The sequence below is a fragment of the Pygmaiobacter massiliensis genome, from assembly GCF_900199435.1.
Classification (GTDB): Bacteria; Bacillota; Clostridia; order Oscillospirales; family Ruminococcaceae; genus Pygmaiobacter; species Pygmaiobacter massiliensis.
This window is the reverse complement of record NZ_OAML01000003.1, coordinates 995,544-1,009,388: the sequence shown is the minus strand read 5'-3', so window position 1 is coordinate 1,009,388 and position 13,845 is coordinate 995,544. Positions and strand designations below refer to the sequence as shown.

At 45.8% G+C, this 13,845-nt stretch carries 26 protein-coding genes and 2 tRNA genes; 15 read left to right on the top strand and 13 right to left on the bottom strand.

From position 1 onward, the window contains the following. Positions 1-8 precede the first annotated feature (8 nt). From C1A11_RS09365 to C1A11_RS09340, 6 genes are all read right to left on the bottom strand, one after another. Positions 9-647: a DUF1700 domain-containing protein gene (locus tag C1A11_RS09365; RefSeq protein ID WP_102050212.1), complete on the bottom strand. Its 639-nt coding sequence runs from the start codon at positions 645-647 to the stop codon at positions 9-11. Next, the gene (locus tag C1A11_RS09360) at positions 644-967 is read right to left on the bottom strand and encodes a PadR family transcriptional regulator (protein WP_102050211.1); all 324 of its coding nucleotides are present in this window, start codon (positions 965-967) and stop codon (positions 644-646) included. Before C1A11_RS09360 ends, C1A11_RS09365 begins: the two co-directional genes overlap by 4 nt. A 178-nt stretch (positions 968-1,145) precedes the next feature. Next, complete coding sequence (locus tag C1A11_RS09355) at positions 1,146-1,565, bottom strand: GtrA family protein (RefSeq protein WP_102050210.1); 420 nt, start codon at positions 1,563-1,565, stop codon at positions 1,146-1,148. Between the two features lies 1 nt (position 1,566). After that, on the bottom strand, positions 1,567-2,043 hold the full coding sequence (locus C1A11_RS09350) for a peptidylprolyl isomerase (RefSeq protein ID WP_102051053.1): 477 nt from the start codon (positions 2,041-2,043) through the stop codon (positions 1,567-1,569). A 23-nt stretch (positions 2,044-2,066) separates the two neighbouring features. Beyond that, positions 2,067-2,855, bottom strand: coding sequence for a type III pantothenate kinase (locus tag C1A11_RS09345; RefSeq protein ID WP_102050209.1), 789 nt, complete (start codon positions 2,853-2,855; stop codon positions 2,067-2,069). A gap of 86 nt (positions 2,856-2,941) precedes the next feature. Continuing rightward, positions 2,942-3,448: a flavin reductase family protein gene (locus C1A11_RS09340; RefSeq protein WP_102050208.1), complete on the bottom strand. Its 507-nt coding sequence runs from the start codon at positions 3,446-3,448 to the stop codon at positions 2,942-2,944. Positions 3,449-3,765: 317 nt separating this feature from the next. On the opposite strand from C1A11_RS09340, the gene C1A11_RS09335 reads away from it, so the two are divergent. Both C1A11_RS09335 and C1A11_RS09330 read left to right on the top strand, forming a co-directional pair. After that, a tRNA-Ser gene (locus C1A11_RS09335) sits at positions 3,766-3,853 on the top strand. 55 nt (positions 3,854-3,908) lie between these two features. After that, a tRNA-Ser gene (locus C1A11_RS09330) sits at positions 3,909-4,001 on the top strand. A 138-nt stretch (positions 4,002-4,139) separates the two neighbouring features. Here the strand turns inward: C1A11_RS09330 and C1A11_RS09325 are convergent. The 6 genes from C1A11_RS09325 to C1A11_RS09305 all read right to left on the bottom strand — a co-directional run bounded on the left by C1A11_RS09325 (position 4,140) and on the right by C1A11_RS09305 (position 7,799). After that, positions 4,140-5,144, bottom strand: coding sequence for a tyrosine-type recombinase/integrase (locus C1A11_RS09325; RefSeq protein ID WP_102050207.1), 1,005 nt, complete (start codon positions 5,142-5,144; stop codon positions 4,140-4,142). Positions 5,145-5,319: 175 nt separating this feature from the next. Continuing rightward, positions 5,320-5,748 carry a hypothetical protein gene (locus C1A11_RS13710; protein WP_145995749.1) on the bottom strand — a complete coding sequence of 143 codons (429 nt, stop codon included), beginning with the start codon at positions 5,746-5,748 and terminating at the stop codon, positions 5,320-5,322. Continuing rightward, positions 5,724-6,035 (bottom strand): hypothetical protein, encoded by a 312-nt coding sequence (locus C1A11_RS09320; RefSeq protein ID WP_102050206.1) that lies wholly within the window; start codon positions 6,033-6,035, stop codon positions 5,724-5,726. The genes C1A11_RS13710 and C1A11_RS09320 overlap by 25 nt, the downstream gene beginning before the upstream one ends. Before the next feature lie 3 nt (positions 6,036-6,038). Continuing rightward, positions 6,039-6,992 (bottom strand): exonuclease domain-containing protein, encoded by a 954-nt coding sequence (locus C1A11_RS09315; RefSeq protein ID WP_102050205.1) that lies wholly within the window; start codon positions 6,990-6,992, stop codon positions 6,039-6,041. A gap of 5 nt (positions 6,993-6,997) precedes the next feature. Beyond that, positions 6,998-7,435 carry a hypothetical protein gene (locus C1A11_RS09310; protein ID WP_102050204.1) on the bottom strand — a complete coding sequence of 146 codons (438 nt, stop codon included), beginning with the start codon at positions 7,433-7,435 and terminating at the stop codon, positions 6,998-7,000. A gap of 10 nt (positions 7,436-7,445) precedes the next feature. Beyond that, complete coding sequence (locus tag C1A11_RS09305; protein ID WP_102050203.1) at positions 7,446-7,799, bottom strand: helix-turn-helix domain-containing protein; 354 nt, start codon at positions 7,797-7,799, stop codon at positions 7,446-7,448. A gap of 215 nt (positions 7,800-8,014) precedes the next feature. Between C1A11_RS09305 and C1A11_RS09300 the strand changes: the two genes are divergently transcribed. After that, on the top strand, positions 8,015-8,212 hold the full coding sequence (locus C1A11_RS09300; protein ID WP_102050202.1) for a helix-turn-helix domain-containing protein: 198 nt from the start codon (positions 8,015-8,017) through the stop codon (positions 8,210-8,212). Between the two features lie 37 nt (positions 8,213-8,249). Here C1A11_RS09300 and C1A11_RS09295 read toward each other — a convergent pair whose 3' ends face one another. Then, the gene (locus C1A11_RS09295; RefSeq protein ID WP_102050201.1) at positions 8,250-8,561 is read right to left on the bottom strand and encodes a hypothetical protein; all 312 of its coding nucleotides are present in this window, start codon (positions 8,559-8,561) and stop codon (positions 8,250-8,252) included. 176 nt (positions 8,562-8,737) lie between these two features. Between C1A11_RS09295 and C1A11_RS09290 the strand changes: the two genes are divergently transcribed. The 12 genes from C1A11_RS09290 to C1A11_RS09240 all read left to right on the top strand — a co-directional run bounded on the left by C1A11_RS09290 (position 8,738) and on the right by C1A11_RS09240 (position 13,649). Further along, positions 8,738-8,947: a hypothetical protein gene (locus C1A11_RS09290; protein WP_102050200.1), complete on the top strand. Its 210-nt coding sequence runs from the start codon at positions 8,738-8,740 to the stop codon at positions 8,945-8,947. A 30-nt stretch (positions 8,948-8,977) separates the two neighbouring features. Beyond that, positions 8,978-9,196, top strand: a complete 219-nt coding sequence (locus tag C1A11_RS09285; protein WP_102050199.1) for a hypothetical protein — start codon at positions 8,978-8,980, stop codon at positions 9,194-9,196. 7 nt (positions 9,197-9,203) lie between these two features. After that, positions 9,204-9,458, top strand: a complete 255-nt coding sequence (locus tag C1A11_RS09280) for a hypothetical protein (RefSeq protein WP_102050198.1) — start codon at positions 9,204-9,206, stop codon at positions 9,456-9,458. Further along, entirely contained in the window at positions 9,427-10,029 is a 603-nt protein-coding gene (locus C1A11_RS09275) for a 3D domain-containing protein (protein ID WP_242965896.1), read from the top strand. Before C1A11_RS09280 ends, C1A11_RS09275 begins: the two co-directional genes overlap by 32 nt. After that, positions 10,026-10,268 (top strand): hypothetical protein, encoded by a 243-nt coding sequence (locus tag C1A11_RS13705; protein ID WP_145995748.1) that lies wholly within the window; start codon positions 10,026-10,028, stop codon positions 10,266-10,268. The genes C1A11_RS09275 and C1A11_RS13705 overlap by 4 nt, the downstream gene beginning before the upstream one ends. Then, positions 10,222-10,521 (top strand): hypothetical protein, encoded by a 300-nt coding sequence (locus C1A11_RS09270; protein ID WP_102050197.1) that lies wholly within the window; start codon positions 10,222-10,224, stop codon positions 10,519-10,521. The genes C1A11_RS13705 and C1A11_RS09270 overlap by 47 nt, the downstream gene beginning before the upstream one ends. Before the next feature lie 138 nt (positions 10,522-10,659). Beyond that, positions 10,660-11,433, top strand: a complete 774-nt coding sequence (locus tag C1A11_RS09265) for a rolling circle replication-associated protein (protein WP_102050196.1) — start codon at positions 10,660-10,662, stop codon at positions 11,431-11,433. Positions 11,434-11,456: 23 nt separating this feature from the next. After that, the gene (locus tag C1A11_RS09260; RefSeq protein ID WP_102050195.1) at positions 11,457-11,711 is read left to right on the top strand and encodes a hypothetical protein; all 255 of its coding nucleotides are present in this window, start codon (positions 11,457-11,459) and stop codon (positions 11,709-11,711) included. Between the two features lie 5 nt (positions 11,712-11,716). Further along, positions 11,717-12,160, top strand: a complete 444-nt coding sequence (locus C1A11_RS09255; RefSeq protein WP_102050194.1) for a DUF1064 domain-containing protein — start codon at positions 11,717-11,719, stop codon at positions 12,158-12,160. 5 nt (positions 12,161-12,165) lie between these two features. Next, on the top strand, positions 12,166-12,471 hold the full coding sequence (locus tag C1A11_RS13900) for a hypothetical protein (protein ID WP_102050193.1): 306 nt from the start codon (positions 12,166-12,168) through the stop codon (positions 12,469-12,471). Positions 12,472-12,497: 26 nt separating this feature from the next. Further along, on the top strand, positions 12,498-13,217 hold the full coding sequence (locus tag C1A11_RS09245; RefSeq protein WP_102050192.1) for a DNA-methyltransferase: 720 nt from the start codon (positions 12,498-12,500) through the stop codon (positions 13,215-13,217). Between the two features lie 33 nt (positions 13,218-13,250). Further along, a complete protein-coding gene (locus C1A11_RS09240; protein ID WP_145995747.1) occupies positions 13,251-13,649 on the top strand; it encodes a hypothetical protein in 399 nt (132 codons plus the stop codon). Positions 13,650-13,845: the final 196 nt, after the last annotated feature.

Below are 13,845 nucleotides of genomic sequence, written 5' to 3'. Positions count from 1 at the left end.
CTGCTCAGTTAGCCCTGTGCCGTTTTCGGCTGTCTTCTGCGAAAAATTCTGCTGCATATCCGCCCGACAAAACGTGCCGTAGCAGGAATTACTGTGCGGCAAAGGAATACGCATCCCATACAGAACAACGCACCAATGCTAAGCCCAATGCAGCCAACGCCCATAACGAGCAGCCCTAGCGGCGGGGCAGAAAATGCGGTTACAATGCCCACACAAACGAGTACAACGCCGCAAATTAGCAAAGCAAAGGTTGTAGCGAAAAATCCGATACCTATGCCGATTGCGCCTACCAGCAAGCCGCCCAGGGTTGCCAAAATCGGCAGCCAAACCGGGAATAACAGGCAGATCAGCAGTATCCATGCCCAAACGGGCATCCCGCCGGGAGCACGCGGTGCTGGGGGCGGCATCGTGCGAGAAGCTTCGGCCGCCGCTGCGCCGTTTACAGCCTGCTGGGCAGCATCCGCATCTGCCAAAATCGAGGCCGCTACCTGCTCAGGAGAACCCAGCTCCTGCAAAACATTTTCCAGGTTTTCTGGACCTGCATCATCAATATAATCGCTGTAGTATTTGATGGCCGCGCTGCGTTCATCGCCGGTCATCGAGCCAAGCGCATCGTTTAACGCCAGCAAAAAGTCCCTTTTCGTCATTCTGCTTCCTCCCCATAAAAAACCCGGTCGATTTTCGTCTTGTAATCCTGCCAATCGCAAAGATGCGCTTGTAAGCGCTCTGTCCCACCCGGTGTGATTTTATAATATCGACGGTTGCGCCCGCCAAACTCCTGGTCGTAGGTCTCCAAACAACCATCTTTTTGCAGCCTGCGCAATACCGGATAAAGTGTAGATTCTGACACTTCTATGACGCTGCGTACATCTTGCGTAATTTTGTAACCATAGGTGCCTTCCGGCTCTTTGCCCACTACCGAAAGCACGATTGCATCCATCATCGCTGTGCCTGTTGTGAATGCCACACAATTCACCTCCATCTTTTTTGCATGTGTATGTTATACCACTGCACATATTATATTCAATATAATATAGTTTGTCAATATAATATTGTGTAAAATATTTTATTATTTTTTGTATAAGTCAAAACACAAAACACCCACCTGCAAAAATGCTTGCAAGCGGGTGTTTGTTCTATTATTATTACTCTTTAAAAGCCCAAAGGCGCTGGCCAATATAGTTGCAACCGGTAAAGATAACCTGTGCGACCAACATGGCAATGCGGGTTTTCCATTCCACACTCAGGCCCAGCGACAAAGCATCAAGTACCGTGGGTACCAGCCAATGCGAAAGACCAAAGCTGATTAAGTAGCAACCGGCAATTACCGCCGCAAACCGCACCGCGCTTTGCAGCAGCGGTGCTTTGCTTTCAAAACTGTATTTGCGGTTAAAGTAAAAGCTGGTAAAGCTGCACAGGGTAAACATCAGGGCGGTGGAACCCCAATATCCCAGTGCATTGAGCAACAGCTGACTGCCCGCCATCGAAATGATGGTGTTCAGCCCGCCGATAATCAGAAAGATGACCAGACTGCGGTCACAGAAAAAACGAACGAGCTTTTTCATCTTATGCCTCGACCACACGCACCGTTTTCATGATCTGAGCTTTTTTCGGTTTATCGCCAAATCCGGTTTTGGTCGCAGCGATTTCGTCCACAACGTCCATACCTTCCACCACGTGGCCAAAAGCAGCGTAGTCGCCGTCCAGATGCGGAGCATCCTGATGCATAATGAAGAACTGGCTGCCAGCAGAGTTCGGCATCATGCTGCGTGCCATAGAAATCACACCGCGGGAATGCTTAATCGGGTTGGGATGTCCATTAGAGGCAAACTCGCCTTCGATGCCGTAGCCGGGGCCGCCGGTGCCGGTTCCCAGAGGGCAGCCGCCCTGAATCATAAAGCCGGGGATGATACGGTGGAAACCGAGACCGTCATAGAAGCCCTCGTTTACCAGTTTCAAAAAGTTTTCTACGGTTTTCGGTGCAGCAGCAGCATCCAGCTCCAGCTTAATTTCCTTGCCGTTTTCCATTGTAATTACAACCATCATTCATTCTCCTTTTGTGTTTGTTAGGTGGGGTCTGTATCTTTTTTATTTAACAGATAGAACCGATAAAGGCCGTCCAGCAGCAATTCCGGCTCATAGATCACTTCTTTAGTATGGCAACATGCCACAATTTTACGCGCAATGCCACCAGTGCCAACCACAGTTGCCACCTGACCCAGCTCTTCTTCAAAACGCTGCACCATGCCGTCAATCATCGCAGCGTTGCCAAATACAGCGCCACTCTTCAGAGAGTCAGAGGTATTGCGTCCGATAGCATGCTTGGGAGCTTCGAGCTCAATGCCACGCAGCAAGCTGGTGCGCGATTTCAGTGCCTCTTGCGAAATAAACACACCAGGCATAATTGCCACGCCGCAAACATTGCCGTTTTTGTCCATTGCAGTCAGCTTGGTTGCAGTGCCCATATCTACAATAATGCAGGGCATCGGAAAACGCTGTTTTGCGGCAATGGCACAAGCCAGCAGGTCTGCCCCCAGCTCTGCCGGGTTGTCAATATCTACTATTAGTCCGGTATTACTTTTACCGGGAATCAAAAACAAAGGTTCTGCTGCAATCAGTCTGCTCAATGCACCCGCCACCAGTGAGGTAATACCAGGCACAACCGAAGAAATTACAACATCCGTAATCTGCGCAGGGTCAACCCCATGTAGATTAAAAAGTCCGCCGAGTTCTACAGCGTATTGGTCTGCCTCCATCTTCAACTCGGTCGCATACCGCGTAAAAAAGGACAATTGCCCGTCGACATAACCACCGAGCACAATGTTGGAATTTCCGATATCTACTGTAAGTACCATCTTGTAACCAGCCTTTCGGTCTGTTCTTATTATATATGTAAGGCTTGTCCGCTTTGAGGATACCCGGCATTAAAGTGCCGGGACACTCATACTTCCTTTTTCAGAATTTTCGTAACCTCGCCTACATACATTTCATGAAAATCATTTTGAGGATAAAACTTTGCGATGATGTCAGAGTCCAACATCGCTTCAGGTGTCATCTGCTGCCGATATTTTTTGCGGCAAAACAGCACCAGTCGTGCTTCCTTAAAATAAGGAACACCATCCTCAACCGCCACAGTGAGCCCTGCTTTTTCAATCTTATCCTCGTCACGCCCGCTCACCTTGCCAAGATAGCCTAATTTATCATGCATGCCCTCAAAGAAGCAAAGCGAGTATTCTTCCTGTGCATCTACAAACTCTTTGGTGTAGCGCTGGGGACGAATGAAGGTGAAAGCCACGGGTGTATTCCACAAAACGCCAAGCCCGCCCCAAGAGGCTGTCATGGTGTTGCATTTTTCTTCGGTACCAGCGGTAATCAACATCCAGTCGTCACCAATTAAAGAAAACGGATTTTCTGTTAAGTCCCGAAAAGCAATTTCGCAAAAAGCCATAGTATCCCACCTTTTCAAAGCATTGTCTTTTATTATATACGATATAAATTTAAAATAACAGCCATTTAAGAATATTTTTCAGGGCTTTTTGTAAAAATAGCGAGGTTTTATATGATTTGGGCAAAGCCACTCCAGACACCGTTTTAAACTATACTTTTCCAATTTATGGAAAAGTGAATAGAAATCTTTTACTTGCCAAATAATAAATTTGTTGTGCTTCTCTTCTTCAATGGTTTCATCAAAAGTTTGAAAAAAATGGGACAAAGCTGTTGACAAAGCCATATTGTATATGCTATTATAGCTAAGCACTCATTTGTGGAAAGGTGTCCGAGTGGTTGAAGGAGGCGGTCTTGAAAACCGTTGAGCAGCAATGCTCCGTGGGTTCGAATCCTACCCTTTCCGCCATCATCTTGCAAAAGGTGTCAATTTAATAGTTGCTTATCACTTTGATAGCAAGCATGGAGAAGTACTCAAGCTTGGTCGAAGAGGCGCCCCTGCTAAGGGCGTAGGCTAGGAAACTGGCGCGAGAGTTCGAATCTCTCCTTCTCCGCCATAAGATAAAACCGCAATGTGAAGCCAAAACGGCTAAACAATGCGGTTTTTCTTTATTGTATGGCTTACTTAAAACAACCTCAAAAGCACTCGTTTTACCCGCATTTTTTCGTAAATTCTTCGTAAATCTCGAAGCCATTCAAAACTTCACTTTATTGAGTTTATCTGCGGCATTCACAATTCGGTTGTCACGCCAGTCGGTATAGATGTTCATCGTAGTAGTAATGTCGGAATGGCCCAGCAAATGCTGCACGTCCTTCGGCATAAGCCCAGCTTCAAAACACATCGTTGCATAAGCGTGGCGCAGCTCATGGGGCGTTACATTCGCGCCGGTTTCCTTCCGGTAGTTGTCCATCACCGTCCAGATGCGCTTATTGGTATACCATTCGCCATTGAGATCCGGGAACACAACGCCTTTCTTTTTATGTGGAATTTTATCTACTAAGCATTCCAGCAGCGGCACGGTTCTCGTGCCAGCCTCGGACTTGGGTCCCTTCTCGTGTGGCACATTGCTTTCAAAATAAATGGAGCGATGCACAAAAATTGTTTTTGCATCAAAATCAATATCTTCGTATCTTAGCGCCAGCAGCTCCCCTATTCGTAACCCCGAATATAAAATGAAGTAGAGCATCAATCCCGCTGGCGTGTCGCCGTGAGACTTCACGAGTTCCAAATTAGATTGTTCTGGGCAGCGGCGCTTTGTTTTGGGCAGCGTTCGCGGTACTTTCACCAGCACCATAGGGTTTTCGGTTACATTATAGGTTACACAACCATGCTTTAAAATCAACCGCAATACCAACATAGCATTGGAAACAGTTTTAAATGCGTACCCGCGGCTGATGAGATGGTTCATATAAGCATTGCAGTCTGAAATCTGAATTGTCTTCCACGGAGTGCCACGAAACCATTCTGTGCATTTCTTATATCCTGCATTATAACTTTTTTGTGAGTTTGGTGTCACGGTATTAATATGCTTGTTATACCAGTCCTCGGCCAATTTGGTAAACGAAATGCCGCTTTCTTTTGTTCCTTGGTAGTCCTTCAGCTTTTTCAAAATTTCTCGTTCTGTGCGCCCATAAAAGTGATGTCCGTCCACCACTTTCTCTATTAGACCGTCTTTTCTTGTTTTAGCTTTTTTTGCCATAATAAAACACCTCCAAAGTATGACTTGATAAGCCTACCCCAGAGGTGATACAATACAGTTGTGGGCTGCGTATCCTTCGGGGTAAGCTGTTCTTCTATATCTCCTGCCGGTTGCCGCCGGTGGGGGATTTTTTTATTTACAGAATATATGTTGCCAACACATTTCCATTTTGAGGTCAATAGAAAACCTTTCCGGCCTCTAAGTTCTTGCGATACATGCATGCCCCGGAATAGAATGGGTTTTCGTGTGTACAACATTTTAGATTACTACATTCTCGATAGCGGCTACAGCAGCCAAACTGTTCAAAGGTAAAAAGCGTTCGTAAATGCGTTTTAATAGCTGCTTTTAACCGCATTACATCTATAAAATCCAGAGCCTCAATCACTTCAGCAGGATTTTGAAAAACTAAACACTTTCCATCAAATTTACAAAGCGTCTGGGTCGCCACATTCGAATAGTATATAGAAGGAGCAATAAGCACCTCAATATTTACACAAAACTTATTTTTATTTTTTAATGTTCGTGCTTTTATTGCACATACATCTAAATAGTTTTGAGGCACCTGTTCGATTACAATTTTTAGAATGTCATCTGCGGAATACAATTAATATCACCTGTTTCTTTAAACTCTTTTAAAACTTTCACAGTGGGCTGCATCTGCAGTAAAAAGTCACATGCTATCTTGTGCAGCTGACCTGCAACAGCAATTACCATTATCTCGTTATCTATTCTTCCTGCCGCTTCGCATACTTGCGGAGCATTGGTGAATACCCCTCGATAAACTAAAGGTACTTCCCCATTTGTTACTGCGTTGGTAAATCCGTGAGATTTTAAAAACTCAAATTTTATTTCATCGGACTCAAATTTTATGTAATTATCAGGACAAAGCACTTTTCACGCCTCGCTTTCTATCATATCGTAAAAGACTCGTTCAGAAATAATTTCAATGTCGTTGCCAGAGAGCTTTAGCTTTTCCGCTTTTTTCTGTTTTGTACTCTTTCCATCTTTAATGCTGGCACAATAGTCATTGTTACCTAACACAAGAAAATTTGTCTTTTGGGTAACTCCATCCCCATTAAAGCCTCCAATGTCAGAGATATACTGCATGGCGGCTTTACGAGTCATCCGTTCTAAAACACCAGTGAACACGACAGTTTTATTAAAAAAAAGATTAGACGGATCAATCTTTTCGGCATTGGGGGAGATGTCTTTGGCTCGCAATGTTGAATGATTTTTTGATTTTCTGCATTGACTTATCTGAATATTATTATTTATAGTATAGTTTTTCATGTACTCATAACATTGCACCGTTACTGCTACATCTTCTTGAGCACGATGTGTGTTACACCGGCTACATTCAAATTTTTCTACCAATGTCTTCAGCTTATGATTTTCAAAATCGGGAAACAGTCTTCTCGATATTCGCATAGTATCAACAAAATCATTAGGGAATGCTTCTCCCCCTTGACGGATGCATTCATCATATAAAAAATTAATGTCAAAATTAACATTGTGCCCTACGATAACAGACCGCCCAACAAAGTCCAACAGTTCGGGCAAAACGGTATTAATCGTCGGCTGGTCTCTAAGCATTTCGTTTGTTATCCCTGTTAGTTCTGAAATAAACTCGCTAATTTGAAAAGGTGGGCGAACTAATGTGCTATATGTTTGTTTAATAATGCCACCGGCTACTCGAGAAGCACATACCTCGATAATATCATCACACTGGGGATCAAGTCCCGTTGTTTCTAAATCGATGCATACATACTCGTCGGGCAAACTCAAAAGGCTTGCACCCTTTTCAATACGCTCCGGCTTTACCGAACGGATTATATCCATCGTTAGCATTGATATTAACCCTCCATACTGTTAAAATTCACACCCCTGCACTCTACCCAGTAGTGCAGGGCTTTTTTTATATCTTCTTCCGGCAAATCAAACCAGTCAGCAATTTCCCATGGCTCTGTATATCCATATTGCATAGCCTGTTTTATCTCGTTTACTGGCACATATGTTTCATAAGATCTGCGTTGTGCTTTATATTCATTGCGCTCCACCAGCTCAAAAGGACTATCAATTCTATGCAATGCCCCTGTTGCGCAATGGCTTGTTTCGTGAATCAGTGCTGCTTTGTATTGACGCACTGTTTTGTATTGCGAAAAATCCAAAAACACGCCATATCCATTTGCGTTGCCTATAATTGCACCGTCTGCCATATCCTCCAAGGCATATTGAAAAATTATAATGTTATGCCGGTCTACATCCTCATAAATGGATTCCAGTGACACCATGGTGATATCCTCACTTGTTTTTTTGCGCGTCCTGCGCTAATTTTAGCATTCGTGCCATATCTAAAAGTTTTTCCTTATTTGCGTCATTCAGCTCTTTGCTCTGGTTGTGCAGCGCATATGTGAAGTCATCAAATGTTACCTCGTCGCTTTTTGCGGCGTGGTTTTCTTTTTGTTCGCCATCTAACAATTGATCAATTGTTACACCAAAATAATCTGCGATTTTTTGCAGTTGTGCAGCCTGCGGTAGCCTAGTCGTGTTTCGCCATGCCGACACCGCGCTCCTACTTAATCCTATTTCCAAGGCGGCACCTGTTGGAGACTTCCCCTTGATTTTGCAAAGTTCACAATAGTTATCGAAAAACACAATACTCACTCCCAAAGATTGTGCAGTACGCTAAAAGTTCACTAATGTGAATTTAACGTATTGCAAAGTTTCCGAAAGTGTACTATACTGTGAGCAACGGATTCACAAAAGTGAACTTTCGGTGATGTGACTGTCTGAACAACTTCACTATATCACTTTTGTTCACAAATGTAAACATTTTGAATCTCAAAATTGTGAACGGAGGTGAACTTTGTATGTCTGCACAATGGACCGCTGAAATCGTAGGCAAAATGCATGTACACAATATAAGCCAATCTGAAATAGCTGCGCATTTAGGCTTCTCGCGTGAATACACAAATGCTGTACTTAATGGGAAGCGTAATCCGAAAACTGCAGAAGTTGTGTTTCGCAAAGCTATAGATGAACTAATCGCTGAAAAATCTATTACATAAGAAAGGACAAGCAATGGGGAAATCCGAATTAGTTGCATTATTTTGTTGTGCTGGAGTTTTTTTTGGCGGCTTGCTCGAAACGCTGTGTGAGCGTTACAAAGTTGAAAAACATAAAAGCAGACGTTCCAAAGCATCCGAATGCAGATACCGCTCGCAAGACAAAAATTAGTCCGTTACTCTCAACTGCGAATATGGCAGACAAAATCCCTACTGACATGTTTATAAAGAACAACGATTTTATCAAAATATAGTATTTTTTTGTTTTTTCAACTTTCTGCCAGCACTTATAAGCGTACACCAATGTGACCCAAACCAAATTCCCTAATATGGAGAAAAAAATATCAATCAAACATTTCCACCTTCTTTCGACCATGTTTTACCATTTGAATGAGCGGAATACAAACAGAACAATTAAACGGGGGTTTATTTGCCTTCCAACTTCATCTTGTCAATTTAGCAGCCTTGCATCCAAATTATACCATTATATATGTCCAATAAAACGGACTTCTAAAGGAGTGATACAAAATGCCAAGAGAAAAAGAGCTGTACCGTGACACACTGGAAGGCCTTCGACGCATCGCATCAGAAAAATATGGCGCAAAAATGCTATACACTTCTGCGGAAGTTGCCGATTTGCTCGGGTACGAGCGTCGCACCATTTACAACCAAGCAAAAAAATTCGGGTTTGTCGGCGGCCGCACCACTCTAGAAAAAATTGCACTCGTGTTGTCATAACACACGCAAACCAGCAGGAGGCAACGTAATATGCCGCAGCCCAAGGAACTATCTGCTTTCGAGCAGGCACACCAACACTACTTAATTTACTACGCAGCTTGCTCCCCGCAGGAGCTGCAAGAGCTGTTCGACCGCACCGACAATGCCCAAAGCCGCCTTTATGGCAAAATCACAAACACCGCGCTGCTTTTCGCAATGGGCAAAAAGCTCGCTATCCAAGAACTGCTAAGCGCGGCCAAAAGGAAGTGAAATACACATGGCAGTAAAACAATTAGGTTCCATCAACATTTTGGTGGACCACTTCGGCAATTACACCGCAGAGGTAAACACCGACCACGCAAACCCAAACGGCGCACAGCTTTCAGAAATGCTCTGCGATTTTGCCGACCGTATCAACCGTACACTCCATGCAGAGCCGGAGCAATACGGCATCCAAACAGCAGCGGACAAGCTTCGCAAGGATGTAGAAAGGATTGCAAATGAATACGCAGAATCTCTCGAAACCGCGTAGCACGGATGAAATACTGGCGCGTAAATACCGCACCGCCTACCAAGCCGAGCGGCATCGCGCCGAGCGGCTTTCCTTTTACACTGCCGGCATGGCCGGTGTCGTGCTACTACTCGGCTTTGTCATTGCAAACGGGATGCAGACGCAAAAGGCTTTGCTAGATTCTGCAAACGCCACTATCGAGCGGCTCACGATTCAACAAAAAGAAACCGCAGCAGCGGAAACCATGGCTTTTCAACAGACCGCACCCATTGAGGTTGAATACCTCGGTGAATTTGACTGCACCGCATATTGCTGCGAAGCTTACCCGCACATCTGCGGCACCGGCACCGGTATCACCGCCAGCGGCGCGCCTGTCGCTGCAGGTGCCAGCGTTTCGGCAGATCCGGAAGTGATTCCGCTTGGTAGTTGGATCTACATCGAAGGGGTCGGCATTCGGCAAGCGCAGGATATTGGCAGCAAAGTAAAACAAAACAAACTGGACGTTGCAGTGGACACCCACGAAAACGCGCTGCACTGGTCAGGCTACGGCTCGCACAAAGTGTATTTGCTCTCCGAGGGGGTGCAGCAGTGAATCGGCTTTTCAAAAACAAATTCAAGCCCGGCGAGCGGGTGTATGTCACCTGCGGCTGCTTTCGCGGAATGAAGGGTGCCATCTACTGCGGCGGCAGTATTCTGGAACGTGCCCCAAAACGCTGTTTGGTGCAGCTCGACAACGGACGGTGCATCTACATATCCGAGAACCACATTGAAAGGAGCGTTGCAGATGACCAGAAAAGAACTGGCAGCGGCAATCCTGCAGGAACGCAGTGAAATGTTTGCGAAAAGCGCACGGCGAGAACGCAACCCGCTCCCCTATTACTTACTCAACTTATCTCACCCCGCCATGCACCTGCTTTACCAAAACTGGCGGCTTGAGAAAAAAGGACAGGCCCGCTTTCCGCCTAGCGACCTTGAGCGCACCGAGTTTGAACTAGAAATGCTCAGCGCTTCGGCCCTCAAAACACTGGAACAGCACTTCAACCAAAAAGCACAAAAAAAGAGCCCCTCACGGCTGGCACCATGAAGGACTCGGGTGGAAAAGTATTCCCACGTAACTGAGAATATTATACCACCCTTTTCTATTCCTTGCAAGCGGCACAAAGCCGCCGTTTGCCTAGGTTCAAGTATTAATAACTGGAATCTGAAAGGGGGTCACAGCACAGTGCCGTATATTAAGAAAATCTACAATGCCGGCGGCATCATCGAGATAAAGAAAACATACTCCGCAAGGGTTGGCATTAAAGGCATCGCACGATCTGAAAACTGCAACCCTACCCCACTGGATGTGGAAAAAGTCAACGATGCCAACGCAGAACAAAAGCTCCGGCTATTGCTTTTCACGAACTTCAAAGCAAATGACTGGCATCTAGTATTCACCTATCGCCCGCAAAGAAGGCCTGCACCAGAACAGGCAAAGGCAGTGTTTAAAAAGCAGGTCGCAAAAATGCGGGAGTACTTTAAAAAGACATTGGGAAACGAACTCAAATATGTCTATGTTACAGAGTACGAAAGCACGGCCATTCACCATCACATGATTATTCCAGACGCAGACATTCGCCCATTGCAAAAAATGTGGCGGGAATTCGGCACCCTGCGCGGCACACCGATTCGGGATACACAGCACCTTGCTAATCTGGCTTACTATTTTATCAAAGAAACCAAGCACAGAAAAGACAGTGCCGGCCGGCATCAGCGCCGCTGGGTTGCTTCTACAAATCTCGATAAGCCGACAGTGAAAATCATCAAAGTATCAGCATCCGAATGGGCTAAGGAGCCTAAGGCGAAAAAGGGCTACTACATAGACAAGTCGGTTGGCGATGGCAGCGGCGTAAAGAACTACGAAAACCCACTCAACGGCCTGCCCTGTCAATTCTACCGGCTGATTCCATGGGAACGAGCAGCGGAAGAGAATTTCGAGGACTTCCCTGCTGTATAACGAAAATTTGGAGGTACATATCTATGAAACTGAAAACAGGCGCAACCGTGCGGGCTATTCGCCCCGAAAACGCGAAAGCACCGCTCGGCAAATTTGAAGCGGCCACCGAAAAGCCAACCATCGGCACCTTGGTATTTATTCACCCGCTCGGCCAGTTTGTAACCGTGGAATTTCCGGACAAGCGGTCCGCAGAATACAAGGTGCTTTACCGCGAATGCTTTAAGCTTGACCAGATTGTACTGCTGCGCAAGAAAAGAGCTGCTCGCAAATCAAGGTAGGCACAATGGGGATTGATATCAGCCGTCTCGGTCCAGATGCACAGCGGCAAATTGCCCGCCAGCTTGCCGCCGGGCAGCAGCGAAAAAGCGCAATGCCTGCAAAGTTGCCCAAAGATGCTTTTGACAGCAACGGCGAGCGCGAGTTTTATCTTGCCGAGGTTTTGCCCGGGCTGCGCAATGGCACCATTGCAAAATGCGAACTACACCGAGAGTTTGAACTTTACCCGGCAGCGGAATTTTGCGGCAAAAAGTTTCCGGCAGCGGTATTCAAGCCAGACTTTGTACTTCACTACCGCAGCGGAACAGTTGAAGTAGTGGAAATCAAAAGCAAATTCACAAAGAGAAAATCCCGCGACTACACCTTACGCCGCCGGCTTTTCATCGAGCGGCATGCTCGGCCCAGCGGATGGCTTTGGCGCGAGATTGTGACCGACGACAGAAAGGAGTAACCGTCATGCTAACATTGCCAATTAAAAAGAAGTGGTTCGACATGATCGCAGCAGGCGAAAAACTGGAAGAATACCGTTCCGACACACCCTGCTATGCCGCGCGATTTGGCCCCGCAATGAATGCTAATGGACAAATGGAAATATGCCTGCGGAACGGGTACCGGGCAGATAGTCCCAAATTGTATTGCACGATAACGGCACGGCTACGGCATGGGGCACGTCCAGAATGGAGAGGAAACCCAAAAGAGCCTTGCTGGGTATTAACGCTTCTGGGTGTAAAAGCCGAGAACGAAAGGAGTGGTTACATCTAACCAATAAGCAGAGGAGAGAGGACAATATGGAATACACAAACAAACTTTTTAACATGGACTGCATCGCTGGGATGCAGCTCCTTCCCGATAGCTGTGTGGATATGGTGCTGACTGATCTGCCTTATGGCATTACCGGGTGCCGCTGGGATAGCCTTATCCCCTTCGACCAGCTTTGGCAGCAACTAAACCGCGTTTGCAAGCCAAACGGTGCAATGGTATTTACCGCTGCGCAGCCGTTCACTACCGATTTAATTAACAGCAATCGCCGCCACTTCAAATACGCTTGGTACTGGAACAAAAACCAAGTCACCGGTTTTCCATTCGCGAAATACCAGCCTTTGCGCTGCGTCGAGGAAGTCGTTGTGTTCTATCGCAAAACACCGATCTACAATCCGCAAGGGCTTATTGCAATCTCAAATCCAAAACCGCACACAGCGAAAAAGGTTGCCAGCGATTACGTTTATGATCCGAAGACACTTAGCAAAGCATACACCAGTAAATACACAAATTATCCGCGGCAGATACTTACCTTCCCCTGCCAACGGGACGGCCTTCACCCGACGCAAAAGCCGGTTGCCTTGTTTGAGTATCTGATCCACACCTACACAGAGCCAGGGCAGCTTGTCCTCGACTGCTGTATGGGCAGCGGCACCACCAAGATAGCAGCGTTAAACGCTGGCCGGGATTATGTAGGCTTTGAAATAGATTCAGAACATTTCAAAACAGCCAACGAGCGTACAGAGTAAGAACATCGTCAAATGCAGAAGGAGGACGCAACTTTGCCAAACCAAAAGGATTTAAACCTCGAAAAATATGAAATATCAAAATACCGCTACCGCGAATTAAAAAACTTCTGCTTGCAGTATGACGAAAAAAAGCAGCGACTTGCAGCGTTGCGCGGAATTGGCGCAGTTACATATAGCAATGAGCCCCACGGCAGTGGAACTTCGGACCCAACCGCAGCCAAGGCAGAACGTGCTCAGCAGCTTGCGAGGGACATCGAACTGATTGAGCAAACTGCGATGGAGGTGGATTCGGTGAACTATCACAGTTTACTTGCTAATGTTACCGCAGCTAATCTACCGTATGAGTATCTATCCCCTGCCTGCGGGCGTCGGCAATTTTATGAAGATAGGCGGAAGTTCTTCTATCTTTTAGATAAAAAATTAAATAAATAAGATACTAAAAAGCTCTTAGAACAGTGTGTTTTGCAGCTGCTGTGCCAAGAGTTTTTTGCTTTTCCTTTCAATATATTGCGAAAAATAGAAAATAATGTAATATCCCACATATTTTTGGTTATTTTTTGAGCATTTTTTCAATTCTTTCCGATGGCTTCAAATGGTATCATAAAAGCACACACGGAAAATTTATAGC